Source organism: Lelliottia sp. GFLA7, assembly GCF_056490165.1.
Genome location: NZ_JBWLAQ010000001.1, coordinates 775,666 through 801,415 on the forward strand (window position 1 = coordinate 775,666; position 25,750 = coordinate 801,415).

The window sequence follows — 25,750 nt, forward strand, 5'->3', positions numbered from 1 at the left end:
AGGTAAATCAAATGACTATGTTACGCCCCGCTATACTGCTGTTTATTCTGTTAACGCTGGTGACTGGCGGGCTTTATCCGCTGCTCACGACGGCGCTTGGCCAGTGGTGGTTTACCGATCAGGCCAACGGTTCGCTGATCATTCAGAACGGTGAAAATCGCGGCTCGCGCCTGATTGGGCAAAATTTTACTGACGCGGGCTACTTTCAGGGACGTCCTTCCGCCACTGCGGAAAGCCCGTATAATCCGATGGCGTCTGGCGGGAGTAATCTGGCAGGGAGCAATCCCGAGCTGGATAACGCGATCGGCGAACGCGTTTCTGCACTGCGCGCTGCCAATCCGCAGGCCAGCCGTGATGTGCCGGTTGAGCTGGTTACGGCCTCAGCCAGCGGGCTGGATTACAGCCTGACGCCCGAATCGGTCGCATGGCAGATCCCGCGCGTGGCGGCTGCCCGCCAGTTGACCACCGAACAGGTGCGCAAGGTGGTAGAGGAACATACGCAAAAACCGCTGGTCAATTTTATCGGTATGCCGGTAGTAAATATTGTTGAGCTGAATCTGGCGCTGGACGCGCAGAGGAAAAACTAAATGACCGACGAGCCTGTGCGCCCGGATCCTGACCGACTGCTTGAACAGACAGCCGCCCCTCATCGCGGCAAGCTTAAGGTGTTTTTTGGTGCCTGCGCGGGCGTCGGGAAAACTTACGCCATGCTGGCGGAAGCGCAGCGGTTACGGGCGCAGGGTTTAGATATTGTGATCGGCGTGGTGGAAACGCACGGACGCAAAGAAACGGCAGCGCTACTGGAAGGCTTAGCCACGCAGCCCGCCCGGCGAACCAGCCATCGCGGTCGTCTGGTGACGGAATTTGATCTCGACGCCGCCCTCGCCCGCCGTCCGGCGCTGATCCTGATGGATGAACTGGCGCACAGCAATGCGCCAGGCTCACGTCATCCAAAGCGCTGGCAGGATGTCGAGGAGTTGCTGGAAGCAGGTATCGACGTCTTTACCACCGTTAACGTGCAGCATCTGGAAAGCCTGAACGATGTGGTTAGCGGCGTCACCGGTATTCAGGTGCGCGAAACCGTACCCGATCCCTTTTTTGATTCCGCCGATGAAGTGGTGTTGGTCGATCTGCCGCCTGACGATCTGCGCCAGCGCCTGCACGAGGGCAAAGTCTATATTACCGGGCAGGCCGAACGGGCCATCGAACATTTCTTCCGCAAAGGGAATCTGATCGCCCTGCGCGAACTGGCGCTCAGACGTACCGCCGATCGGGTGGACGATCAGATGCGTGCCTGGCGTGACCGACAGGGACAGGATCGCGTCTGGCACACCCGCGACGCGATTTTACTGTGCATCGGCCATGGGAGCGGCAACGAAAAGCTGGTGCGCACCGCCGCACGGCTGGCGGCAAAATTCGGCAGCGTCTGGCATGCGGTTTATGTCGAAACGCCGCATCTGCATGCGCTGCCTGAACATCAACGTCGCGCGATTTTGAGCGCCTTACGTCTGGCGCAAGAGTTGGGCGCAGAAACCGCCACCCTGTCCGATCCCGCTGAAGACAAAGCCATTCTCCGCTACGCCCGCGAACACAACCTGGGTAAAATTGTGATTGGCCGTCGCCATCACCGCCGCTGGTTTAGCCGCGAGTCGTTCGCCGACAAACTGGCAAAACGCGCGCCCGACCTGGATTTAGTGATAGTCGCCCTTGACGACAAACCCTCTCCCCTGCCAAACCGGACAACAGATGTGCGCCCTTTCGGTGAGAAATGGCGCATTCAGCTTCGTGGCTGTCTGGTCGCGACGGTCCTGTGTGCGCTGATCACGTTCGTGGCCAGCCAGTGGCTTGTCGCGTTTGACGCGGCCAATCTGGTGATGATTTATCTGCTCGGCGTGGTGATTGTCGCTCTGCTTTACGGACGCTGGCCGTCAGTGCTCGCCACGGTGATAAACGTTGCCAGCTTTGATCTGTTTTTTATTGCCCCACGCGGAACGCTGGCGGTGTCGGACGTGCAGTATATTCTGACGTTCGCGGTGATGCTCACCGTCGGGCTGATCGTCGGGAATCTCACCGCGGGCGTGCGTTATCAGGCACGAATCGCCCGCTATCGTGAGCAGCGCACGCGTCATCTTTATGAGATGTCGAAATCGCTGGCGGTGGGCCGCACGTCGCACGATATCGTGCAGACCAGCGAGCAGTTTATTCGCTCAACGTTCCACGCCAACAGCCTGATTTTGCTGCCCGATGAGCACGGGAAACTGCGCCCGTTGACCTCGGCAAGCGGCATGACGCCGTGGGATGACGCGATTGCCCGCTGGAGTTTTGATAAAGGTTTACCCGCAGGCGCGGGCACGGACACCTTACCCGGTGTGCCCTATTTGATTTTGCCACTGCGCAGCGCCGGCAAGAATCTGGGGCTGGTTATCGTTGAACCGACCCATCTGCGACAGCTGATGATCCCGGAACAGCAGCGTCTTCTGGAAACCTTCACGCTGCTCGTCGCCAGCGCCCTTGAACGCCTGGCGCTGACAGCCAGCGAAGAACAGGCGCGAATGGCGAGCGAGCGCGAAAGCATCCGCAACTCCCTGCTGGCGGCGCTCTCTCACGATCTGCGCACGCCGCTGACCGTTCTGTTTGGCCAGGCGGAAATTTTAACGCTCGATCTGGCGGCTGAAAATTCCCCGCACGCACCGCAGGCTAGTGAGATCCGCCAGCACGTGCTCAACACTACGCGGCTGGTGAATAATCTGCTGGATATGGCGCGCATTCAGTCCGGCGGATTTAACCTCAAAAAAGAGTGGCTGACGCTGGAAGAGGTGGTTGGCAGCGCCCTGAAAATGCTGGAACCTGGCCTTGGTGGACGCCACATTTCTCTGAACATGCCGGAACCGCTGGCGCTGATTCACGTCGACGGGCCGCTGTTTGAGCGTGTGCTGATTAATCTGCTGGAAAACGCGGCGAAATATGCCGGTTCCAAAGCAGAGATCGGGCTGAATGCAGACGTGGCAAATCAGGCATTACGGCTTGAGATTTGGGACGATGGCCCCGGCATTCCGGTTGGGCAGGAAGCCGCTATTTTTGAGAAGTTTGCCCGAGGGAATAAAGAGTCTGCCATTCCGGGCGTCGGGCTTGGGCTGGCGATCTGCCAGGCCATTGTCGAGGTTCACTGTGGGACGATCGCCGCGCATAACCGTCCGGAAGGCGGGGCTTGTTTTTGTGTTACACTTCCGCTGGACACCCCGCCGGAACTGGATGAATTACCAGAGGATTTGTGATTAACGTTCTGATTGTCGAAGACGAACATGCTATTAGCCGATTCCTGCGCGCCGCGCTGGAAGGAGACGGATTGCGCGTGTTTGACGCCGGAACGTTACAGCGTGGCCTGATTGAAGCCGCGACGCGCAAACCCGATCTGGTGATCCTCGATTTAGGTTTGCCTGATGGCGACGGTATCGATTTTATCCGCGAGGTTCGCCAGTGGAGTCAGATGCCGATTATTGTGCTTTCTGCCCGCGCGGAAGAGATGGATAAAATTGCCGCGCTGGATGCCGGTGCCGATGATTATCTCAGCAAACCGTTTGGCATCGGCGAACTGCAGGCGCGGCTGCGCGTCGCATTACGTCGCCACAGCGCCACGACGCCCGCTGAACCGGTGTTTACCTTCTCGGATATTCAGGTTGATCTCGCCGCGCGGCGCATTCTTCGCGGTGCGCAAGAGATTCACCTCACCCCGATTGAATTTCGCCTGCTGGCCATTCTCCTGAACAATCACGGCAAGGTGCTGACGCAACGCCAGCTCCTGAATCAGGTCTGGGGCCCGAACGCCGTCGAGCATAGTCATTATTTACGCATATATATGGGCCACCTTCGTCAGAAACTCGAAGTTGACCCTGCGCGCCCCCGCCATTTATTAACTGAAACCGGTATCGGTTATCGATTTATGCTTTGAATAAATATTCACTTTATTTAAATCGCCAACTTAAAATCTCTCTTTTTATATTCCCATAATAACGAAAAGTTTATAGATGATTTATTTAGGATAAAACAACACATCCATTAAACATGGTGTTAACACCATCACTACAACACAGAATTTTGATCTGCACTATTCACTCAAAACGAATATTTATTTCTGATTTGATCTTTTAAGGGTGATCATCCTCACGGTTTGCAGCCTTTTCCTGGATAAAATGACCGTGCTTTCAATTACTGAAAGGAAAATAAGCATGGAAAACAATAATCGTTTAATGCCTCACATCAGGCGGACAACGCATATTATGATGTTCGCCCACCGCAACAGCTTTGATTTTCATTTCTTCAACGCCCGGTAGAGACCCTTCTGCTGGCGTGTCCGTACACAGGTCATCCTGAACCCTTTGTTTTACAGGCATATGCCTGTGAACGCGCACGCTCATTCTTTTAAATCCTGAGATCTTCGTCACCGGACGATTAGGGTTTAACTCATCAAAAAAAGCAAATTTACTGATTATTTTATCAGCGGGCACACTTTGTTTTTTTCCGGGAAATATCGATTTCTTATTTAAAAGAAACCGATGGGTGAATATTGCCAAAAATAAAGAGATGAATATGAAACTGCTAAAAATTGCCGTAAGTCGCGCCTGTCCAGATTGTTTTACCACCACACGTGAAATGGTCGACATCAGCGCCTCCGATTATATTGATATCGCCGCCGTGGTTTTGGCCGTCAGTGATATTTTCAACGGCACAATAGAAGAAATTGAAGCCACCGGATTTGGCATTCCGGTATTTATTGCTACTCATAAAGAAGAAATGGTTCCGGCAGAATATTTGTCACGCATTCAGGGCGTGTTTGAGTGCAATGACACCAGCAACGACTTTTACGGACGCCAACTGGAAGCCGCCGCACAGAAGTACGAAATTCAGCTGCGCCCGCCGTTCTTCCGCGCGCTGGTGGACTACGTTAAACAGGGCAACAGCGCGTTCGACTGTCCGGGGCATCAGGGCGGCCAGTTTTTCCGCCGCCATCCTGCCGGCAATCAGTTCGTGGATTTCTTCGGTGAGACGCTGTTCCGCTCCGATCTGTGCAACGCCGATGTGGCAATGGGCGATCTGTTGATCCACGAGGGCGCGCCCTGCACGGCCCAAAAACACGCCGCAAAAGTTTTCAACGCAGATAAAACCTATTTCGTGCTGAACGGGACGTCATCGTCCAATAAAGTGGTGTTGAATGCCCTGCTTACGCCGGGCGATTTAGTGCTTTTCGACCGCAATAATCACAAATCTAACCACCACGGCGCGCTCATTCAGGCAGGCGCGACGCCGGTTTATCTGGAAACTGCACGCAACCCTTACGGCTTTATTGGCGGTATCGACGCGCACTGTTTCGAAGAAAATTATCTGCGCGAGCTGGTGAGTGAAGTGGCGCCTGGCCGCGCCCGCGATGAGCGCCCTTTCCGTCTGGCGGTGATTCAACTGGGAACCTATGACGGCACCATTTATAACGCCCGTCAGGTGGTCGATAAAATTGGTCATCTCTGCGACTACATTCTGTTTGATTCCGCATGGGTCGGCTATGAACAGTTTATCCCAATGATGGCGGATTGTTCCCCGCTGCTGCTGGATCTGAATGAAAACGATCCGGGTATTTTGGTGACGCAATCTGTGCACAAACAGCAGGCTGGATTCTCGCAAACCTCGCAGATCCACAAGAAAGACAGCCACATCAAAGGTCAGCAGCGTTACGTTCCGCACAAACGGTTGAACAACGCTTTTATGATGCACGCCTCCACCAGCCCGTTCTACCCGCTGTTTGCGGCCCTGGATATTAATGCCCGCATGCACGAGGGACAGAGTGGACGCAACATGTGGATGGACTGCGTGGTCAATGGCATTGAAGCGCGCAAACTGATCCTGCAAAACTGCCAGTTTATCCGTCCGTTTGTTCCGGAGACTGTGGACGGCAAAGCGTGGGAAAGTTGGCCGACGGCCAATATTTCATCAGATTTGCGCTTCTTCCACTTCGTTCCCGGCGAACAGTGGCACGCCTTTGAGGGTTATGCCGAACATCAATATTTTATCGACCCGTGCAAATTACTGCTCACGACGCCGGGCATCAACGCGCGCACCGGTGAGTACGATGATTTCGGTGTGCCCGCCACCATCCTGGCTAACTTCCTGCGCGAGAACGGGATTGTCCCGGAGAAGTGCGATCTCAACTCAATTCTGTTCCTGCTCACGCCAGCCGAAGACATGGGCAAGCTGCAGCAGCTCATTGCGCAACTGGTGCGTTTCGAAAAACTCCTGGAAACCGACGCACCGCTGAAAGAGGTGCTGCCGTCGTTGTATAAACAGCATCCTGAACGCTACGCCGATTATTCGCTGCGCCAGATTTGCCAGGAGATGCACGATCTCTACGCCCGTCACAACGTGAAGCAGCTGCAAAAAGAGATGTTCCGCAAAGCGCATTTCCCGCAGGTGATGATGAATCCGCAGGAAGCCAACTACGCCTATCTGCGCGGTGAAGTCGAGCTGGTTTCTCTGCGCGATGCCGAAGGTCGAATTGCCGCCGAAGGCGCGCTCCCTTACCCACCGGGCGTGCTGTGCGTCGTCCCTGGCGAAGTTTGGGGTGATGCGGTCCTGCGCTATTTCACCGCGCTGGAAGAAGGCATCAACCTGCTGCCGGGCTTCGCGCCGGAACTGCAGGGCGTGTATATCGAAGAGTGTGACGGACACAAACAGGTACGTTGCTACGTGATTAAACAACCCGTTGCGCAGCCCGCGCTGCTGAAAGGGGAAAAACTATGAGCAAATCCAATAAGATGGGGGTGGTGCAGCTCACTATTCTGACAATGGTGAACATGATGGGATCGGGCATCATCATGCTGCCCACCAAACTTGCGGAAGTGGGGACGATCTCGATTATCTCCTGGCTGGTCACAGCCGTCGGGTCGATGGCGCTGGCGTGGGCGTTTGCTAAATGCGGAATGTTCAGCCGCAAGACCGGCGGGATGGGCGGTTACGCCGAATATGCCTTCGGTAAGTCGGGCAATTTTATGGCGAACTACACCTACGGCGTGTCGCTGCTGATCGCTAACGTGGCAATTGCCATTTCTGCTGTCGGCTATGGCACGGAGCTGTTTGGTGCAGCGCTTACGCCGGTGCAGATCGGCCTCGCGACCATTGGCGTACTGTGGCTTTGTACTATCGCCAACTTTGGCGGCGCGCGCATTACCGGGCAAATCAGCAGCGTGACCGTCTGGGGAGTGATCATCCCGGTCGTCGGGCTGTGCATTATCGGCTGGTTCTGGTTTAGTCCAACGCTCTACGCCAACTCCTGGAACCCACATCACGTACCGTTCTTTACCGCGGTCGGGTCGTCGATTGCCATGACGCTGTGGGCATTTCTTGGGCTGGAATCGGCGTGTGCCAACGCCGAAGTGGTGGAAAACCCAGAGCGCAACGTGCCGATTGCGGTGCTGGGTGGTACGCTGGGCGCGGCGGTGATTTACATCGTTTCAACCAACGTGATCGCCGGGATTGTGCCGAATATGGATCTGGCAAACTCCACCGCGCCGTTTGGTCTGGCTTTTGCGCAGATGTTTACGCCAGAAGTCGGGAAAGTGATCATGGGGCTGATGGTGATGTCCTGCTGCGGTTCACTGCTCGGCTGGCAGTTCACGATTGCGCAGGTGTTCAAATCCTCCGCGGACTCCGGTTATTTCCCAAAAATCTTCTCGCGTGTGAGCAAGTCAGAAGCGCCGATTCAGGGAATGCTGGCGATTGTTATTTTCCAGAGCGGTTTGTCGCTGATGACCATTAGCCCGTCGCTGAGCAGTCAATTCAACGTGCTGGTCAATTTGGCCGTGGTGACTAATATCATTCCGTATATCTTGTCGATGGCGGCGCTGGTGATCATACAGAAAATGGCCAATGTCGAACCCGGCAAAGCGAAAGTGGCCAATATTGTGGCGCTGGTCGGGGCCATTTACAGCTTCTATGCACTTTACTCTTCCGGCCAGGAAGCGATGCTGTATGGCGCAATGGTGACGTTTATGGGTTGGACGCTGTACGGTCTGGTGTCACCGCGTTTTGAACTGAAAAATAAGCACAGTTAAGATAACAGTTAATATAAAAGTAAAACGGCAACCCTGGGGTTGCCGTTTTTTTCCCCTCTTCCGTGGAAGAAGGTTGCGGGGAGGATATCAGCCCCGCGCAATCAAACACATTTACGCGTTTTTCAGCACTTCGCTGACAATCTCTACCGCTTCTTTCTCAATCAGCTGACGGTGTTCGTCGCCGAGGAAACTTTCGCAATAGATTTTGTACGCATCTTCCGTACCGGACGGACGCGCTGCGAACCAGCCGTTTTCAGTCATCACTTTCAGACCGCCGATGGACGCACCGTTACCCGGCGCCGCTGTCAAACGTGCGGTAATCGGGTCACCCGCCAGCGTGTTTGCACTCACCATCTCAGGAGAGAGCTTAGAGAGTGCGGCTTTCTGCGCCGAGGTCGCGCTAGCCTGAATACGGTTGTAGCTCGGTGCGCCAAATCGCGCAGCCAGTTCGTTGTAATGTTCCTGCGGGTTTTTACCGGTCACGGCGGTGATTTCGGCGGCCAGCAGGCACATGATGATGCCGTCTTTATCCGTCGACCACGGCGTGCCGTCGAAACGCAGGAACGAAGCACCCGCGCTCTCTTCGCCACCAAAACCGAAGCTGCCGTCATGCAGACCGTCAACGAACCATTTGAAACCAACCGGCACTTCCACCAGCTTACGGCCCAGATCGTTTACCACGCGGTCAATCATCGCCGATGACACCAGCGTTTTACCTACCGCAACGTCTTTGCCCCACTGAGGGCGATGCTGGAACAGATAGTTAATCGCCACCGCCAGATAATGGTTTGGGTTCATCAGACCCGCAGGCGTGACGATACCGTGACGGTCATAATCCGGGTCGTTAGCAAATGCCAGATCGAACTTGTCGCGCAGTGCCAGCAGACCGGCCATCGCGCACTCGGAAGAGCAGTCCATACGGATTGCGCCATCTTTATCCAGATGCATAAAGCGGAACGTCTGATCGACCTGATCGTTAACGATGGTCAGATCCAGCTTGTAGAACTCCGCGATACGTTTCCAGTATTCGATACCGGAGCCGCCCAGCGGATCGACGCCCAGCTTGAGTCCCGCTTTTTGGATCGCCGCGATATCCACGATATCCGCCAGTCCTTCGATAAATGGCTGAACCAGATCGATCGCTTTCACGTGACCAGAAGCCATCGCAGCATCCAGAGAAATACGCTTAACGCCTTTCAGGCCATCAGCCAGCAGCGCGTTCGCACGGTCCTCAACCACTTTGGTGACGTTAGTATCAGCCGGGCCACCGTTAGGCGGATTGTATTTGATACCGCCATCGTCCGGCGGGTTGTGCGATGGCGTGATAACGATACCGTCCGCCTGCGCGCCGCCTTTTTTGTTGTGCACCAGAATAGCGTTCGAGACCGCAGGCGTTGGGGTATAGCCGTTGTCTTCCTGGATAACGACATCCACACCATTCGCTGCCAGCACTTCCAGAACGGAAATGAAGGCCGGTTCGGACAGAGCGTGGGTGTCTTTACCGACGAAGCACGGACCGGTAATACCGTTTTTGGCGCGTTCTTCAGCGATGGCCTGAGCAATGGCCAGAATATGCGGTTCGTTAAAGCTGTGGCGTGCCGCGCCGCCGCGGTGGCCAGACGTACCAAACTTCACTGCGTGTTCTGCGTTGCCCACTTCCGGCTTCAATACATAGTACTGAGAGGTAAGCTGAGCGACGTTAATCAAATCGCTTTGTTGTGCAGGCTGACCCGCACGTTCGTGATTTGCCATTGCCTGGTCCTTCTTATGCAAGGGTTAAATTGTTCCGCAAACCTTTTCAATCAATTCCGCCGGGAATTGCATCGACTGCATGATGTGTTCGACCATGCTGCGTTTGCGTCCGGTGTTGGTATTGGTGATGACCCAATATGGGGTACCCGGAACCTGTTTTGGTTTGGTTTGGTTACCGTTTTGAATCAGCGTCTGCTCATCCGCCGCGAAGTACACGCGCGTACGGCCGTGGAGCGACTCGGTCGCCTCAGCAAACGCTTTGTTATCCAGTGAATAAAGTGTAGTCAGCACCAGCAGAAAACGGTTAACCGCTTTCTTTTGCTCTGCGTATTCATCGGAGAGCAGCAGTTCACGTACCGCACGCACTTTGTCTTTAACCGGCGCAACGGTTTTTGCTTCCGCCACGACGTTCGACGCGCGAACCTCTTTTGAAACCGGAGTTGCAGGCTGTGAAGCGGCAGAAAATTTCAGCATGCGACGTAAAATGTCGGACGCACTCTCGCCAATATGTCGCGTGTGGCTGGCAATATACGCATAGAGCTCATCATCAACTTCGATTGTTTTCATCTTAATCCAGTGCAATATCTTATCTGAATACAAGTCGTTGGGATTATAGGGGCTAATCCCAACCGCGGATAGGGTCAAGCCAGGGTGGCGGCAAAAGTCAGAATAAACTGGATCCTTGCAGCCGGGCGGCAGAATGGTCAACATAATACCCTAACCTGACATACGTAAAAAAAGAACTTTGCCATGAAATTGAATAGCCGAGCGCAATCTGCACAATCGCCGAACAATAATTCTCCCATCGTACTGGTTCACGGCCTTTTTGGCAGCCTTGATAATTTGGGCGTGCTGGCGCGCGATCTGGTTACCGATCACGATATTTTGCAGGTCGATATGCGCAACCACGGTATTTCAGCCCGCGATCCGGAGATGACTTATGCGGCGATGGCCCAGGATCTGCTGGATACGCTTGATGCGAATAACATCGAAAAAGCGACGCTGATTGGGCATTCAATGGGCGGTAAAGCGGTGATGGCCCTGACGGCCATTGCGCCAGAGCGCATCAACCAGCTGGTGGTGATTGACGTGGCGCCCGTGGATTACGATGTTCGTCGCCACGATGAAATCTTTGCGGCGATCAACGCTGTCACTGAAGCGGGCGCTGCAACCCGCCAGCAGGCGGCGGCGATTATGCGCGGGCAGTTAGATGAAGAAGGCGTGGTGCAATTTCTGCTGAAGTCGTTCGTCGAGGGCGCGTGGCGATTTAACGTGCCGGTGCTGTGGGATCAGTACGATAACATTGTCGGCTGGCAGCCGGTTCCCGCCTGGCAGTCCCCTACGCTCTTTATTCGCGGCGGTAATTCACCGTATGTCACCGAAGCCTATCGCGATGCGCTGCTGGCGCAATTCCCGCAGGCGCGTGCGCATGTGATTGCCGGTGCGGGCCACTGGGTTCACGCCGAAAAACCGGAAGCGGTGCTGCGCGCCATCCGTCGTTATCTCTCTGAGAACGCGATTTGATTAAAATGTCAGCGACTGGACGCCTGTTGGCCTCCAGTCGTTGGCGTGCTGATATCAGTAATGTATGATGTCGCGCTCATCGCCCCGGCAATAGCAGGGCCGCTCGTTTTCCCCGAATTATCTGAATCATGGCCAAAGAACAAACGGACCGTACGACATTAGATCTGTTCGCGACTGAACGTCGACCGGGACGACCTAAAACCAATCCGCTTTCGCGCGATGAACAGTTGCGCATCAATAAGCGCAACCAGCTTAAACGCGACAAAAGTCGTGGGCTTAAACGCGTCGAGTTAAAACTCAATGCGGACGCCGTCGATGCCCTAAGCGAACTGGCTGAGGCCCGTGAAATCAGCCGCAGCGAGCTGATCGAAGAGATGCTTATGCTGCAACTGCAGGCATTGCGCCATTCTCAGTAAAAGTCTGAAAAACCACCCTTACCCCACTTTCATGTAGCACAGAGTGCAGTCCCGCGTGATAGCTGTTTCCGCTGACTTCTCTGTTCTGCTATGATTGCCCTTATCCGTGGACAATTTGTGCCACCATACCATTAAGTTTCAAGAGGTTATTTTACTCATGGCAATCATCGGCATTTTCTTCGGCAGCGATACCGGTAATACCGAAAACATCGCAAAAAACATTCAAAAACAGCTTGGTAAAGACGTTGCCGACGTCCATGACATTGCGAAGAGCAGCAAAGAAGATCTCGAAGGCTACGATATTCTGCTGCTGGGCATTCCTACCTGGTACTACGGCGAAGCGCAGTGTGACTGGGATGATTTTTTCCCAACGCTGGAAGAAGTCGACTTCAACGGTAAGCTGGTCGCGCTGTTCGGCTGCGGTGACCAGGAAGATTACGCAGAGTACTTCTGTGATGCGCTGGGCACCATCCGCGACATCATCGAACCGCGCGGCGCGGCGATTGTCGGTCATTGGCCAACGGCGGGTTACCACTTTGAAGCGTCTAAAGGCCTGGCGGATGACGATCACTTTGTGGGCCTGGCGATTGACGAAGACCGTCAACCAGAACTCACCGCAGAACGCGTAAACCAATGGGTTAAGCAGATCCGCGAAGAACTTCACCTCGACGATATCCTGAATGCCTGATTGATCGTGCGGCGCTGCAAAACTGTTGCGCCGCATTGATAGGTATTTCCAATTAAAATAATTGCTACAAATTTTTAACTTTTGCTTTCAGACCTGTACAATATCCCAGGTTAAAGTGGATGCCTTCGCTCAACTTTGTTGGCGATACCACGTTTTTATAAGCATACTTTGCTTGAGACTTGCAGTTTTCATTTAAGCATGGCAGTTCTATAATGAAACGCATTATCCCAAGTGCATTTTCTGTCACTTCTTCTTTAGAAGTGAATCGTTTAGCAACAGGACAGATTCCGCATGACTGACAACAATACCGCATTAAAGAAGGCTGGCCTGAAAGTGACGCTTCCTCGTTTAAAAATCCTGGAAGTACTGCAAGGGCCGGACAATCACCATGTCAGTGCGGAAGACTTGTATAAACGTCTGATCGACATGGGCGAAGAGATTGGCCTGGCGACCGTTTATCGCGTTCTGAACCAATTTGATGACGCCGGGATTGTCACCCGTCATAATTTTGAAGGCGGTAAATCCGTTTTTGAACTGACACAACAGCATCACCACGATCACCTCATTTGCCTGGATTGCGGCAAGGTGATTGAGTTTAGCGATGAATCTATCGAATCTCGTCAGCGTGAGATTGCCACTCGTCATGGTATCCGTCTGACCAACCACAGCCTGTACCTCTACGGTCACTGTGCAGAAGGCGATTGCCGCGAAAACGATCACGCGCACGACACCAAATAATCGTATTTCATACTCTGAGCCAACCTAACGGTTGGCTTTTTTTTGCCTGCTATAAATGAAAAAGCCCGGTTGCGCTTCATCCTGCGAATTTCAGGATGAAGCACAACCGGGCGTGGCAAAAGAAGATTACTTGCTGTTGTTGCTGCGGATCTCCTGCCAGATCTTGTCACAACGCTTTGCCACTTCCTGATCGTTACCGGTTTGACGCGCCTGAATACAGGCCTGGTAATCCAGCACCCGCACATTTTCCTGCGTCGCAAACTGCTCGTGCGCTTTCTCTTTTTTCAGCACAGTCAGCACGCTCTGACAGGCCTGGATTTTGTCTGGCGATCCTTCGGCGGTGTTAATACAGGCGCTGTACGCCTCTTTCAGTCGTGAGTCTTCTTTTGGTGCCTGAGGCTGTGCGCAGGCGACCAGCCCCGATGCGAGCACCGCGACGATAATCAATTTTTTCAGCATTTCAGTCTCCATTCCGGCGGGATGGGGGGAATCACCCCGCCGGCGCGTTCATCAGAAAATGGTGAATGGCGCGATGACCATGAATTTCACGTCACGCTCATCCTGGAAGATGTTGCCGTAACCGCCCGAGTAGCTTGGAATATCGGAGTGGTTGTCGTACTGGGTGAAGTGCAGTTTGAACATCGTGCCCTTCGCGCGACCCTCCTGGAGGGTGTAGATCGCATCGAGGCTATATGAGGACTCTTTCAGGCGATAGTTCGGGTCATAGTAAGCGTCCGGCGTAGCCATATCTGCAGGTTTTGCGTCCCATGCATACGCGTAAGATGCGCCAACCGCCCAGCCCGGCAGATTCCAGTTTTTCAGGTCATACATGGCGCCGAAGAATACAGCTTTCTCACCATCGGCGTTGAAATCCGAACGGTTATCCCACCAGATATCCAGGCGACCATTTGATGACGCGTAGGTCGGTGTCATACGCTGCAAGAAGTAGCCCTGCTGGCCTTCGGCCTTCACGTATGTTCCTTCCAGACGCAAATCAACTTGCCCGACTTTGTAGCCGAAGGTCAATGCTTGCAGCCATGCCGTGCCGTTATACAGATCGTTCACGCTGCCATCGCTGACTTTGTCACGCGTGCCGTAGAACTGATAGCTGGTGGACAGCGGGCCGCCGACGATATCGAATTTATAGCTGGCTTTGGCGAAGTATTGATCCACGTATCCTTCTGCCTGACCAAAAGCCGCTTCCAGCACTAAATCGTTTTTAAAGTCATATTTCGCCCCTAACGAGTGGAGGTATTCGACTTTGGTTTTCTTGTCATTCTGATAGAACTTATCCATCTCCAGATGCCACGGGGCTTTATATTCGTTGGTCCACATGTAGGAGAAACTCAACGCGCCCGCATCACCGTAGTCAAAGTTTGCCCCGGCTTCGGCACCCTGATATGTACCAGGCATAAAGCTCCAGTGTGGGGCTAGCAGCGTCTGACCGGTTGGCTGAATATACCCGCCGCGAGCCCAAACCGGGCCGTATTTGAACTTAGCGGCCGCTTTATAGAGGCTTATTCCGCTCTTATCACCCGACCAGTCTTCTTTGTAGGCTTTGTTACTCGAGGAGAACGCGATTTCGTTCGGGTGCGCGCTGTCGCCATTTTCTGCCATCTCAATGGCAGTGAACGCCGCAATGTCCAACCCGAACATGTCCGCAGCATAACCTGACTGGAAATCGAGGTTGGCGTTCCAGGTGGAATGGGACAAGTTGGTTTTGTATTTGTCTTCGGTAACATCTTTACGGTCACGTTCACGTTGCCAGTAATAGATACCGCCCGTGAGCGTGGAATCATCGATAAAGCCTGCTGCCTGAGCCTGCGGTGAAGCGATAAAGCCAGACATTGCTGTCACACCGGCAATAGCCAGCGCCAGCGCACTACGTTTGCCACTGAACGTACGCATAGTTGTTCCTCTTTGACGAATTAAAGCGCCTTAAACGGCGAAAAATCTAAAAAGACCAAACGGTCAGGGGTAGTTATAAATACCCTCGAATTAACTACCGTCTTTAGACTATTTTTCGCGACGCGAATTATCAATGCTTTTCAGTGGGCAAAATGCAGGATTATGACGAAGTGCACATAATTGGTAGTGATTTGTAACATATAGGTCAGGAAGGGTTTTTACATTAAAAAATCAACTAAATTCAATCACTAATAATTATTGATAGCGATTACATCGTTTTATTTTACTCTCCTCATGCGCATCAAATTTTATTTAATAAAATAAGTAGCAGCTCATTGACCTCAATGTTAAACGTCTCTTTTTCGATGAAATACTAACAGCCTGATCGACAAGCAAAAAAAACGCCGCAATATGCGGCGTTTGTCTCTCATTGACCTGGATTACTCGCCAGCTTTGGCCCACGTGTCACGCAGACCTACTGTACGGTTGAAGACCAGTTTGGTAGCGGTTGCATAACGACTGTCAAGACAGAAGTACCCTTCACGCTCAAACTGGTAAGCCTTGCCGGTTTCCGCATTTTTCAGCGACGGCTCAGCGTAGCCCTGTTTGATCAGCAGGGATTCCGGATTGATCGTCGCCAGGAAATCTTCCGCAGCGCCCGGATTTGGCACGCTGAACAGACGATCGTAAAGACGAATTTCAACCGGCAGCGCGTGCGCAGCGCTGACCCAGTGAATAACGCCTTTCACTTTACGACCATCTGCCGGATCTTTGCTGAGAGTTTCCGCATCATAGCTGCAGAAAATCGTGGTGATATTGCCTTCTGCGTCCTTTTCGACGCGCTCAGCTTTGATCACGTAGGCATTGCGCAGGCGCACTTCTTTGCCCATCACCAGACGTTTGTACTGCTTGTTGGCTTCTTCGCGGAAATCGGCGCGGTCGATCCAGATTTCAGCACTGAATGGCACTTCGCGGCTGCCCATTTCCGGTTTGCTCGGATGGTTAGGCATCGTCACCAGCTCGCTTTCGCCCTGCGGATAGTTTTCGATAATCAGTTTAACCGGATCGATAACGGCCATTGCGCGCGGCGCATTTTCGTTCAAATCTTCGCGAATACAGGATTCCAGCGACGCCATTTCAATGGTGTTGTCTTGCTTGGTCACGCCGATACGCTTGATGAATTCGCGGATCGATGAGGCGCTGTAACCACGGCGACGCAGACCGGAAATGGTCGGCATACGCGGATCATCCCAGCCTTCAACGTGCTTATCCGTCACCAGCAGGTTCAGCTTACGCTTGGACATCACCGTGTATTCCAGATTCAGACGAGAGAACTCGTACTGACGCGGATGCACAGGAATGGTGATGTTATCCAGCACCCAGTCGTACAGACGACGGTTGTCCTGGAATTCCAGCGTACACAGAGAGTGCGTGATGCCTTCCAGCGCATCGCTGATGCAATGGGTGAAGTCGTACATCGGGTAGATGCACCACTTGTTGCCGGTCTGATGGTGCTCGGCAAATTTAATACGGTACAGAACCGGATCGCGCATCACGATGAAAGGTGATGCCATGTCGATTTTGGCACGCAGACACGCTTTACCTTCTTCGAAGCCACCCGCACGCATTTTTTCGAACAGGGCGAGGTTTTCTTCGACGCTACGATCGCGGTATGGGCTGTTTTTGCCCGGCGCGGTCAGCGAGCCGCGATATTCACGGATTTCGTCAGCAGACAGTTCGTCAACGTAGGCCAGACCTTTGTTGATCAGCTCCACCGCATAGGCAAAGAGCTGATCAAAATAGTCTGAAGAGTAGCAAATGTCGCCTGACCAGTTGAATCCTAACCACTGCACATCGTTCTTAATGGACTCAACGTATTCGATGTCTTCTTTTACTGGGTTGGTGTCATCGAAACGCAGGTTGCATTGGCCCTGATAGTCTTGCGCAATGCCAAAGTTCAGGCAGATGGATTTCGCATGGCCAATGTGCAGGTAGCCATTAGGCTCCGGCGGAAAACGGGTATGCACTGTGGTGTGCTTACCACTGGCCAGATCTTCATCGATGATCTGACGAATAAAGTTACTCGGGCGGGCTTCAGCCTCACTCATCGTGGATTCCTCAAAGGCGTAAATAACGTATAGCGGCGTATGATCTTATAAGCCGGACGTAGTGACAACCCTTTATACGTCCAGGAGGAAAATAATGGGGGCGATTGATGCAAAAAAAAGCGGCGGAGGATAACCCCCGCCGCTTAAGGCATGAACTCTACTCAGGAGCGATTACTTGCCTTTAATCTCATACAGCGGGGTCTGGCCTGCAACAACCTGACCTTTTGCCTGAATGACCAAGCCGCTAAAGTCGTCGATATTACTACAGACAACCGGGCTTATCATCGAGCGCGCATGGGCGTTCAGATAGTCCAGATCCATTTCCAGAATCGGTTCACCGGCAACCACTTCTGCGCCCTCTTCAACCAGACGCGTAAAGCCTTTACCACCCAAAGCGACCGTATCAATGCCCATGTGGACAACGATTTCGGCACCCTTTTCGGTTTCCAGGCAGAACGCATGGTTGGTGTTGAAGATTTTAACGATAGTGCCCGCTGCCGGTGATACCACGAGTTTTTCCGTTGGTACCACTGCCACGCCATCACCCACCGCTTTGCTGGCAAACGCTTCGTCAGGAACCTGTTCAATCGCGACGACTTCGCCGGTCACTGGCGAAACCAACGCTGCGATAGTTGTTGCGTTAGGCACCGCCTGTGGTTTCGCGGTGGTTGGCGCTGCAACCGGAGCAGAAGCGGATTCTGATGCGGCTACCGGACCGGTGGTTTTCATTGCGTTAGCGATTTTTTCTGCAACGAAGCCCACAATAATCTGCACGCTGGTTTTGTTCAGACGAATCACGCCTGATGCACCCAGGCGTTTTGCCAGCGCTTCGTTAACCAGAGAGGAGTCTTTCACGTTCAGTCGCAGACGGGTGATGCATGCATCAATACCCGTCAGGTTATCAGAACCGCCCACTGCGGCGATGTACTGACGCGCCAGACCGGCTACGTCCTGGTCTGCGTTAGCGCTCACATTCACGTCCTGACCATCCGCTTCGCTACCGGCAACAGCCAGTTCACGACCCGGAGTCATCAGGTTGAATTTAGTGATCGTGAAGCGGAACACCACGTAGTAGATCGCGAAGAACACCAGGCCCTGCGGGATCAGCATCCACCAGTGTGTCGCCAACGGGTTACGGGAGGACAGCACCATATCCACCAGACCTGCACTGAAGCCGAAACCTGCAATCCAGTGCATCGACGCGGCGATGAACACAGAGATACCGGTCAGCACGGCGTGGATGAAGTACAGCACCGGCGCAACGAACATGAAGGAGAATTCCAGCGGCTCGGTGATACCGGTGAAGAAGGCTGCAAATGCACCCGCCATCATGATACCCAGAACTTTCGCTTTATTCTCTGGACGCGCGCAGTGGTAGATGGCGAGCGCCGCACCCGGCAGACCGAACATCATGATCGGGAAGAAGCCCGCCTGGTAACGACCTGTAATACCGACAACCGCTTTACCTGATTCGATGGACTGTGCGCCACCCAGGAAGTTAGGGATATCGTTAATACCCGCGACGTCAAACCAGAATACGGAGTTCAGCGCGTGATGCAGACCGACTGGAATCAGCAAACGGTTGAAGAATGCATACACACCCGCACCGGCAGAACCCAGTTTCTGGATGTGTTCACCAAAGTTCACCAGACCGTCAAAGATCAGCGGCCAGATGTACATCATGATGAAAGCAACAAAAATCATCACGAAAGAGGTCAGAATCGGCACCAGACGACGGCCGCTGAAGAAGGAGAGCGCTTTTGGCAACTCTACGCTGCTGAAGCGGTTGTAAAGTTCTGCGGAGATAATACCCACCAGAATACCCACGAACTGGTTGCTGATCTTACCGAACGCAGCAGGCACCTGGTCTGCTGGGATCTTCTGGATCATCGCCACCGCTGCCGGTGAGCAAAGCGTGGTCAACACGAGGAAGCCCACAAAACCGGTCAGCGCCGCAGCACCGTCTTTATCTTTGGACATGCCGTACGCGACACCAATCGCAAACAAAACGGACATGTTGTCGATGATGGCGGCACCCGATTTAATGAAGAGCGCCGCTAATGCGTTGTCTCCACCCCAGCTAACCGGGTCAATCCAGTAACCAACACCCATCAGAATTGCTGCCGCTGGCAGCGTGGCAACCGGCACCATCAGTGCGCGGCCAACCTTTTGTAAATAACCTAGAATACTCACTTTCTTCCCCCTTGAGACCCCGTTTAAGGCACGTTCTCAGCTGTTTTTTATTGTGTCACTAACTTATCTATACAGTTGATGAATCACTGGCATTCTGAGTGTGTGAAAAATTAATTCGTATCGCAAATTAAATGCGTACTTTTTGTGAGTTTTGTCACCAAATATCGTTATTAACCCTCCCTTCCACTGGCTAACAGGCAAAACTTATTTTATCATTCAAAAAATCAAGACGGATTGCCCCTGCTTGACGTTATCCAGGTTACGCTTATTAAAGCTCCAGGTGCGCCATCCGCCCACTCTTTTACTTTAACTTAGAGGTGAACAATGAGACTGATTCCCCTGGCAACAGCTGAACAAGTCGGTAAATGGGCCGCTCGCCATATCGTTAATCGCATCAATGCGTTTAAACCGACTGCCGATCGTCCTTTCGTTCTGGGTCTTCCAACCGGCGGCACTCCGCTGACGGCGTATAAAGCATTAGTCGAAATGCATAAAGCGGGCCAGGTTAGCTTCAAACATGTGGTGACTTTCAATATGGACGAATATGTCGGCCTGGCGAAAGAACATCCGGAAAGCTATCACAGCTTCATGCACCGTAATTTCTTTGATCATGTTGATATCCCAGCTGAAAATATTAACCTGCTTAATGGGAACGCGCCTGATATTGACGCAGAATGCCGTCAGTACGAAGAAAAAATCCGCTCATACGGCAAAATTAACCTGTTTATGGGTGGCGTAGGCAACGACGGGCACATTGCGTTTAACGAACCTGCGTCGTCTCTGGCTTCTCGCACCCGTATTAAAACGCTGACGCATGACACTCGCGTGGCAAACTCTCGCTTCTTCGACGGCGATGTCAGCCAGGTGCCTAAATATGCACTGACTGTAGGCGTGGGTACGCTGCTGGATGCGGAAGAAGTGATGATTCTGGTGCTGGGCAACGTGAAGGCACAAGCGCTTCAGGCTGCCGTCGAAGGCAACGTGAATCACATGTGGACCATCAGCTGCCTGCAGTTGCATCCTAAAGCCGTCGTCGTGTGCGATGAGCCATCCACGATGGAACTGAAAGTGAAAACGCTGAAATACTTCAACGAGCTAGAAGCTGAAAACATCAAAGGTCTGTAATTGAATTACCGTCTCTTCATAATATAAAGAGACGGTCGTATTTTTAACCGGGGGTCGTTATGTACGCTTTAACCCACGGTCGGATTTATACCGGCCATGAAATTCTGGATGACCATGCGATTGTTATCGCTAATGGCCTGATTGAACGTGTCTGCCCACTGGCTGCCTTACCGCCAGGGATCGAACAGCGCTCACTCAATGGAGCAATACTCTCCCCCGGTTTTATTGACGTTCAGCTCAACGGCTGCGGCGGCGTGCAGTTTAATGATACCGCGGAGGCCGTTACGGTCGACACGCTGGAGATAATGCAACACGCCAATGAGAAATCGGGCTGCACCAGCTATCTGCCGACGCTTATCACCACCAGCGATGACCTGATGAAACAAGGTATCCGCGTGATGCGCGAATACCTGGCAAAACATCCGAATCAGGCATTGGGCCTGCATCTGGAAGGACCGTGGCTGAACATCGTCAAAAAAGGGACGCACAATCCAAGCTTCGTGCGTAAACCCGATGCCGAGCTGGTCGATTTCATGTGCGCGAACGCAGATGTGATCACCAAAGTGACACTCGCCCCCGAAATGACTGGCCCAGACGTGATCAGCAAACTGGCGGCGGCAGGCATTGTGGTATCGGCAGGTCACTCAAATGCCACATTAAAAGAGGCCAAAACCGGCTTCCGCGCAGGGATTACCTTTGCCACTCATCTGTACAATGCGATGCCGTACATTACGGGCCGCGAACCAGGGCTGGTAGGCGCAATTCTGGATGAGCCGGACGTTTACTGCGGCATTATCGCCGACGGTCTGCACGTGGATTACACCAATATCCGCAATGCCAAACGCCTCAAGGGCGATAAGCTGTGCCTGGTGACTGACGCGACCGCGCCAGCAGGGGCAAACATTGAACAGTTCATTTTTGCTGGTAAAACAATATACTACCGTAATGGATTGTGTGTGGATGAGAACGGTACGCTGAGCGGCTCTGCGCTGACGATGATCGAAGGGGTACGCAACCTGGTTGAACATTGCGGCATTGCACTGGACGAAGTGCTGCGTATGGCAACGCTCTATCCGGCTCGCGCTATCGGTGTAGACAAACAGCTGGGCGGCATTGCGCCGGGCATGGTTGCCAACCTGACCGCCTTCACGCACGATTATAAAATTACTAAGACCATCGTTAATGGTAACGAGGTCGTCACTGAGTAAGTAAAAGTATGACATCTGGCGGACAAGCTCAAATCGGTAACGTTGACCTCGTTAAACAACTTAACAGTGCGGCAGTGTATCGCCTGATTGACCAGCACGGTCCAATCTCGCGCATACAGATTGCTGAACAGAGCCAGCTTGCTCCCGCCAGCGTGACAAAAATCACCCGTCAGCTTATTGAGCGCGGATTGATCAAAGAAGTCGATCAGCAGGCCTCCACCGGAGGCCGACGCGCCATCTCTATTATTACCGAAACCCGCAATTTCCACGCCATCGGCGTGCGCCTGGGCCGTCACGACACCACGCTGACGCTGTACGATTTGAGTAGCAAAGTGATTGCTGAAGAGCACTACCCACTTCCAGAACGCACTCAGGAAACGCTTGAGCATGCGTTGCTCAATACCATCGCGCAATTTATTGAAAACAGTCAGCGCAAAATCCGTGAGCTGATTGCTATCTCTGTCATTCTGCCGGGTCTCGTGGATCCGGAAACTGGCGTGATTCGCTATATGCCGCACATTCAGGTTGAAAACTGGGGTCTGGTGGGCGCACTCGAAAAACGTTTTAACGTCACCTGTTACGTCGGCCATGACATTCGGAGTCTGGCGCTGGCTGAGCACTATTTTGGTGCGAGTCAGGACTGTGAAGACTCCATCCTGGTGCGGGTACATCGCGGAACCGGCGCGGGAATTATCTCTAATGGGCGCATTTTTATTGGCCGTAACGGCAACGTCGGTGAGATTGGTCATATCCAGGTCGATCCGCTCGGTGAGCGCTGCCATTGCGGCAATTTCGGCTGTCTGGAAACGGTGGCGGCTAACGCGGCTATTGAACACCGCGTCCGTCATTTACTTGAACAGGGTTACCAGAGCCGTATCACGCTCGAAGATTGTAAGATCCATACCATTTGCAAAGCCGCCAACAAAGGCGATGCTCTGGCATGTGAAGTTATAGAACAGGTGGGCCGCCATTTGGGTAAAACCATTGCTATCGCCATCAACCTGTTTAACCCCCAAAAAGTGGTGATCGCAGGCGAAATTACAGAAGCAGAAAAAGTCCTGCTTCCGGCGATTGAAGGCTGCATTAATGCTCAGGCGCTGAAAGCCTTTCGCCAGAATTTACCTGTCGTGCGCTCAACGCTCGATCACCGCTCGGCGATTGGCGCATTTGCGCTGGTCAAACGCGCGATGCTTAACGGTCTGCTGCTCCAGCGTTTGCTGGAAAGCTAAGCACCCTTTATAGTGACCCCTTCTTTTTTCGAGATGCCAGGTAGTCCATGACCATTCAGAATGTGATTTGTGATATTGACGGCGTGCTGATGCACGATAACGTTGCTGTGCCCGGTGCAGCTGAGTTTCTGAACCGCATCATGGAAAAAGGGATGCCGCTGGTACTGCTCACGAATTATCCGTCACAAACTGGGCAGGATCTGGCAAACCGCTTTGCCACCGCTGGCGTGAATGTGCCGGACAGCGTGTTCTATACCTCAGCGATGGCTACCGCTGACTTTCTGAAACGTCAGGAAGGCAAAAAAGCCTACGTCGTGGGTGAAGGCGCATTAATCCACGAACTGTATAAAGCGGGATTTACCATCACTGATGTGAATCCAGATTTTGTGATTGTGGGTGAAACACGTTCCTATAACTGGGAAATGATGCATAAAGCGTCTTACTTTGTCGCCAACGGCGCACGCTTTATCGCTACCAATCCAGATACCCATGGCCGCGGTTTTTATCCCGCCTGTGGCGCACTCTGCGCGGGTATCGAGAAGATTTCGGGACGCAAGCCTTTCGTTGTCGGGAAGCCTAGCCCGTGGATTATCCGCGCGGCGCTGAACAAAATGCAGGCCCATTCCGAGCACACGGTGATCGTGGGTGATAACCTTCGCACCGATATTCTGGCTGGATTCCAGGCCGGGCTTGAAACCATCCTCGTGCTTTCCGGTGTGTCGACCATAGATGACATCGACGCCATGCCGTTCCGACCAAGTTGGATCTACCCTTCCGTCGAAGAAATTGACGTTATCTGAAAATAAACCACGCCTAAGAGCGTGATTTTTCATTTTTAAGGCTCCCAAACGCAACCCCATCTAACAAAAAGCCTCAAAAACTGAATTATCATCAATAAAACCGCCTGCTAAGTGTTCGTTTTTCAACATTCAGCAATCACTATTGCACTTTTTACGTTTTACTCAGCAAAAGCCTTGCGCGCGCCCCCCTTTTTGCGGCATTTTCATAAGCAAGCAACATCACAATGCAACAGGGTTAACGGAGAAGGTTATGTGTTCAATTTTTGGCGTACTGGATATTAAAACTGACGCAGTCGAACTGCGTAAAAAGGCACTTGAGCTGTCTCGCCTGATGCGCCATCGCGGTCCGGACTGGTCCGGCGTTTATGCCAGTGATAAAGCGATTCTGGCTCACGAACGTTTGTCGATTGTTGACGTCAACGCAGGCGCACAGCCGCTGTATAACGATAAAAAAACGCACGCGCTGGCCGTAAACGGTGAAATCTACAACCATCAGGCGCTGCGTGCAGAATATGGCGATCGCTACGCATTCCAGACCGGTTCAGACTGTGAAGTTATTTTGGCGTTGTATCAGGAAAAAGGTCCTGAATTCCTCGACGATTTGCAGGGAATGTTTGCTTTCGCTTTATACGATAGCGAGAAGGACGCCTACCTGATTGCCCGTGACCATATCGGTATTATCCCTCTGTACATGGGCCACGACGAACACGGCAACTTCTATGTTGCCTCTGAAATGAAAGCCCTGGTGCCGGTTTGCCGCACCATCAAAGAATTCCCGGCGGGCAGTTTCCTGTGGAGTAAAGACGGTGAAATCCGTTCTTACTACCAGCGTGACTGGTTCGATTACGATGCCGTTAAGGACAACGTGACCGACAAAGCCGAGCTGGCGCAAGCGCTGGAAGATGCAGTGAAAAGCCATTTGATGTCAGACGTTCCTTACGGCGTACTGCTGTCTGGCGGTCTGGATTCTTCCGTTATCTCGGCAATCACCAAAAAATTTGCGGCGCGTCGCGTTGAAGATCAAGAACGATCTGAAGCCTGGTGGCCACAGCTGCACTCTTTTGCCGTTGGCCTTGAAGGTGCGCCGGATCTGAAAGCCGCGCAGGAAGTCGCCAACCATTTGGGCACCGTGCACCATGAAATTCACTTCACCGTGCAGGAAGGTCTGGACGCGATCCGCGACGTTATTTATCACATTGAAACCTATGATGTGACAACCATTCGCGCCTCAACGCCGATGTATTTGATGTCCCGTAAAATCAAAGCGATGGGCATTAAAATGGTCCTGTCAGGCGAAGGTTCTGACGAAGTGTTCGGCGGTTACTTGTACTTCCATAAAGCGCCAAATGCCAAAGAACTGCATGAAGAAACCGTGCGCAAACTGCAGGCATTGCATATGTTTGACTGCGCTCGCGCCAACAAAGCGATGTCTGCATGGGGCGTGGAAGCACGCGTACCGTTCCTGGATAAAAACTTCCTCGACGTGGCAATGCGGATCAACCCGCAGGATAAAATGTGTGGCAACGGCAAAATGGAAAAACACGTTTTGCGCGAATGTTTTGAATCCTATTTGCCAGCAAGCGTTGCATGGCGTCAGAAAGAGCAGTTCTCAGACGGCGTGGGTTACAGCTGGATCGACACCCTGAAAGAGGTGGCGGCGAAGCAGGTTTCAGATAAGCAACTGGAAACCGCGAGCTTCCGCTTCCCGTATAACACGCCAGGCTCAAAAGAAGCTTATTTGTACCGTGAGGTTTTCGAAGAACTGTTCCCGGTGCCAAGTGCAGCAGAATGCGTACCAGGCGGTCCGTCAGTGGCCTGCTCTTCTGCAAAAGCCATCGAATGGGACGAATCGTTCAAATCCATGAACGATCCATCAGGTCGCGCTGTAGGCGTGCATCAGTCTGCTTACAAATGATCCAAATGATTGACAACAGGCCCTTCGGGGCCTTTTTTATTGCGCGTGTT

Annotated in this window: 21 protein-coding genes; 15 read left to right on the plus strand and 6 right to left on the minus strand. The window is 52.8% G+C overall.

Features of this window, described 5'->3' with window-relative positions; translation table 11 throughout:
• Window positions 1–11: 11 nt before the first annotated feature.
• From kdpC to potE, 6 genes are all read left to right on the plus strand, one after another.
• Window positions 12–587 (plus strand): potassium-transporting ATPase subunit KdpC, encoded by a 576-nt coding sequence (kdpC, locus tag AC07RN_RS03795; protein ID WP_478335607.1) that lies wholly within the window; start codon window positions 12–14, stop codon window positions 585–587.
• Window positions 588–3,275 carry a two-component system sensor histidine kinase KdpD gene (gene kdpD / locus AC07RN_RS03800; protein WP_478335608.1) on the plus strand — a complete coding sequence of 896 codons (2,688 nt, stop codon included), beginning with the start codon at window positions 588–590 and terminating at the stop codon, window positions 3,273–3,275.
• On the plus strand, window positions 3,272–3,949 hold the full coding sequence (kdpE, locus tag AC07RN_RS03805; RefSeq protein WP_012016606.1) for a two-component system response regulator KdpE: 678 nt from the start codon (window positions 3,272–3,274) through the stop codon (window positions 3,947–3,949). Before kdpD ends, kdpE begins: the two co-directional genes overlap by 4 nt.
• 277 nt (window positions 3,950–4,226) lie before the next feature.
• Window positions 4,227–4,331: a leader peptide SpeFL gene (gene speFL, locus AC07RN_RS03810; RefSeq protein ID WP_106875989.1), complete on the plus strand. Its 105-nt coding sequence runs from the start codon at window positions 4,227–4,229 to the stop codon at window positions 4,329–4,331.
• A 256-nt stretch (window positions 4,332–4,587) separates the two neighbouring features.
• The gene (speF, locus tag AC07RN_RS03815) at window positions 4,588–6,786 is read left to right on the plus strand and encodes an ornithine decarboxylase SpeF (protein WP_478335609.1); all 2,199 of its coding nucleotides are present in this window, start codon (window positions 4,588–4,590) and stop codon (window positions 6,784–6,786) included.
• Window positions 6,783–8,096 (plus strand): putrescine-ornithine antiporter, encoded by a 1,314-nt coding sequence (potE, locus tag AC07RN_RS03820; protein ID WP_012016604.1) that lies wholly within the window; start codon window positions 6,783–6,785, stop codon window positions 8,094–8,096. Before speF ends, potE begins: the two co-directional genes overlap by 4 nt.
• A gap of 111 nt (window positions 8,097–8,207) precedes the next feature.
• Here potE and pgm read toward each other — a convergent pair whose 3' ends face one another.
• Together pgm and seqA are read right to left on the minus strand one after the other, a co-directional pair.
• Window positions 8,208–9,848 (minus strand): phosphoglucomutase (alpha-D-glucose-1,6-bisphosphate-dependent), encoded by a 1,641-nt coding sequence (pgm, locus tag AC07RN_RS03825; protein WP_012016603.1) that lies wholly within the window; start codon window positions 9,846–9,848, stop codon window positions 8,208–8,210.
• A 24-nt stretch (window positions 9,849–9,872) separates the two neighbouring features.
• Window positions 9,873–10,415, minus strand: a complete 543-nt coding sequence (seqA, locus tag AC07RN_RS03830; protein ID WP_041689343.1) for a replication initiation negative regulator SeqA — start codon at window positions 10,413–10,415, stop codon at window positions 9,873–9,875.
• 183 nt (window positions 10,416–10,598) lie between these two features.
• On the opposite strand from seqA, the gene ybfF reads away from it, so the two are divergent.
• From ybfF to fur, 4 genes are all read left to right on the plus strand, one after another.
• Window positions 10,599–11,372 (plus strand): esterase, encoded by a 774-nt coding sequence (gene ybfF, locus AC07RN_RS03835; protein ID WP_478335610.1) that lies wholly within the window; start codon window positions 10,599–10,601, stop codon window positions 11,370–11,372.
• A gap of 128 nt (window positions 11,373–11,500) precedes the next feature.
• On the plus strand, window positions 11,501–11,788 hold the full coding sequence (ybfE, locus tag AC07RN_RS03840) for a LexA regulated protein (protein ID WP_012016600.1): 288 nt from the start codon (window positions 11,501–11,503) through the stop codon (window positions 11,786–11,788).
• Window positions 11,789–11,945: 157 nt separating this feature from the next.
• A complete protein-coding gene (gene fldA / locus AC07RN_RS03845) occupies window positions 11,946–12,476 on the plus strand; it encodes a flavodoxin FldA (RefSeq protein ID WP_012016599.1) in 531 nt (176 codons plus the stop codon).
• 291 nt (window positions 12,477–12,767) lie between these two features.
• Complete coding sequence (gene fur / locus AC07RN_RS03850) at window positions 12,768–13,214, plus strand: ferric iron uptake transcriptional regulator (RefSeq protein WP_012016598.1); 447 nt, start codon at window positions 12,768–12,770, stop codon at window positions 13,212–13,214.
• A 126-nt stretch (window positions 13,215–13,340) separates the two neighbouring features.
• Here the strand turns inward: fur and chiQ are convergent, their stop codons facing one another.
• From chiQ to nagE, 4 genes are all read right to left on the minus strand, one after another.
• The gene (gene chiQ, locus AC07RN_RS03855) at window positions 13,341–13,670 is read right to left on the minus strand and encodes a ChiQ/YbfN family lipoprotein (RefSeq protein WP_478335800.1); all 330 of its coding nucleotides are present in this window, start codon (window positions 13,668–13,670) and stop codon (window positions 13,341–13,343) included.
• A gap of 54 nt (window positions 13,671–13,724) precedes the next feature.
• Window positions 13,725–15,122 (minus strand): chitoporin ChiP, encoded by a 1,398-nt coding sequence (gene chiP / locus AC07RN_RS03860; protein ID WP_012016596.1) that lies wholly within the window; start codon window positions 15,120–15,122, stop codon window positions 13,725–13,727.
• Between the two features lie 440 nt (window positions 15,123–15,562).
• Entirely contained in the window at window positions 15,563–17,230 is a 1,668-nt protein-coding gene (gene glnS / locus AC07RN_RS03865; RefSeq protein ID WP_478335611.1) for a glutamine--tRNA ligase, read from the minus strand.
• A gap of 171 nt (window positions 17,231–17,401) precedes the next feature.
• Entirely contained in the window at window positions 17,402–19,423 is a 2,022-nt protein-coding gene (nagE, locus tag AC07RN_RS03870) for an N-acetylglucosamine-specific PTS transporter subunit IIBC (RefSeq protein ID WP_478335612.1), read from the minus strand.
• A gap of 324 nt (window positions 19,424–19,747) precedes the next feature.
• Here nagE and nagB point away from each other — a divergent pair, with 324 nt between their 5' ends.
• The 5 genes from nagB (at window position 19,748) to asnB (ending at window position 25,700) form a co-directional block, all read left to right on the plus strand.
• Entirely contained in the window at window positions 19,748–20,548 is an 801-nt protein-coding gene (gene nagB, locus AC07RN_RS03875; protein ID WP_012016593.1) for a glucosamine-6-phosphate deaminase, read from the plus strand.
• A gap of 59 nt (window positions 20,549–20,607) precedes the next feature.
• Window positions 20,608–21,756 (plus strand): N-acetylglucosamine-6-phosphate deacetylase, encoded by a 1,149-nt coding sequence (nagA, locus tag AC07RN_RS03880; protein ID WP_012016592.1) that lies wholly within the window; start codon window positions 20,608–20,610, stop codon window positions 21,754–21,756.
• Window positions 21,757–21,764: 8 nt separating this feature from the next.
• The gene (gene nagC / locus AC07RN_RS03885) at window positions 21,765–22,985 is read left to right on the plus strand and encodes a DNA-binding transcriptional regulator NagC (RefSeq protein ID WP_012016591.1); all 1,221 of its coding nucleotides are present in this window, start codon (window positions 21,765–21,767) and stop codon (window positions 22,983–22,985) included.
• 47 nt (window positions 22,986–23,032) lie between these two features.
• Window positions 23,033–23,785: a ribonucleotide monophosphatase NagD gene (gene nagD, locus AC07RN_RS03890; RefSeq protein WP_012016590.1), complete on the plus strand. Its 753-nt coding sequence runs from the start codon at window positions 23,033–23,035 to the stop codon at window positions 23,783–23,785.
• Between the two features lie 250 nt (window positions 23,786–24,035).
• Complete coding sequence (asnB, locus tag AC07RN_RS03895; RefSeq protein ID WP_478335613.1) at window positions 24,036–25,700, plus strand: asparagine synthase B; 1,665 nt, start codon at window positions 24,036–24,038, stop codon at window positions 25,698–25,700.
• The last annotated feature ends 50 nt before the right edge of the window (window positions 25,701–25,750 follow it).

Bases quoted from the DNA above. Each gene is read 5' to 3' on its own strand.
- glnS (WP_478335611.1), bottom strand. From the start codon at position 17,230: ATGAGTGAGGCTGAAGCCCGCCCGAGTAACTTTATTCGTCAGATCATC.
- kdpD (WP_478335608.1), top strand. From the start codon at position 588: ATGACCGACGAGCCTGTGCGCCCGGATCCTGACCGACTGCTTGAACAG.
- fur (WP_012016598.1), top strand. From the start codon at position 12,768: ATGACTGACAACAATACCGCATTAAAGAAGGCTGGCCTGAAAGTGACG.
- ybfE (WP_012016600.1), top strand. From the start codon at position 11,501: ATGGCCAAAGAACAAACGGACCGTACGACATTAGATCTGTTCGCGACT.
- kdpC (WP_478335607.1), top strand. From the start codon at position 12: ATGACTATGTTACGCCCCGCTATACTGCTGTTTATTCTGTTAACGCTG.
- speF (WP_478335609.1), top strand. From the start codon at position 4,588: ATGAAACTGCTAAAAATTGCCGTAAGTCGCGCCTGTCCAGATTGTTTT.
- nagA (WP_012016592.1), top strand. From the start codon at position 20,608: ATGTACGCTTTAACCCACGGTCGGATTTATACCGGCCATGAAATTCTG.
- speFL (WP_106875989.1), top strand. From the start codon at position 4,227: ATGGAAAACAATAATCGTTTAATGCCTCACATCAGGCGGACAACGCAT.
- chiP (WP_012016596.1), bottom strand. From the start codon at position 15,122: ATGCGTACGTTCAGTGGCAAACGTAGTGCGCTGGCGCTGGCTATTGCC.
- nagD (WP_012016590.1), top strand. From the start codon at position 23,033: ATGACCATTCAGAATGTGATTTGTGATATTGACGGCGTGCTGATGCAC.
- ybfF (WP_478335610.1), top strand. From the start codon at position 10,599: ATGAAATTGAATAGCCGAGCGCAATCTGCACAATCGCCGAACAATAAT.
- pgm (WP_012016603.1), bottom strand. From the start codon at position 9,848: ATGGCAAATCACGAACGTGCGGGTCAGCCTGCACAACAAAGCGATTTG.
- asnB (WP_478335613.1), top strand. From the start codon at position 24,036: ATGTGTTCAATTTTTGGCGTACTGGATATTAAAACTGACGCAGTCGAA.
- nagB (WP_012016593.1), top strand. From the start codon at position 19,748: ATGAGACTGATTCCCCTGGCAACAGCTGAACAAGTCGGTAAATGGGCC.
- fldA (WP_012016599.1), top strand. From the start codon at position 11,946: ATGGCAATCATCGGCATTTTCTTCGGCAGCGATACCGGTAATACCGAA.
- seqA (WP_041689343.1), bottom strand. From the start codon at position 10,415: ATGAAAACAATCGAAGTTGATGATGAGCTCTATGCGTATATTGCCAGC.
- nagC (WP_012016591.1), top strand. From the start codon at position 21,765: ATGACATCTGGCGGACAAGCTCAAATCGGTAACGTTGACCTCGTTAAA.
- potE (WP_012016604.1), top strand. From the start codon at position 6,783: ATGAGCAAATCCAATAAGATGGGGGTGGTGCAGCTCACTATTCTGACA.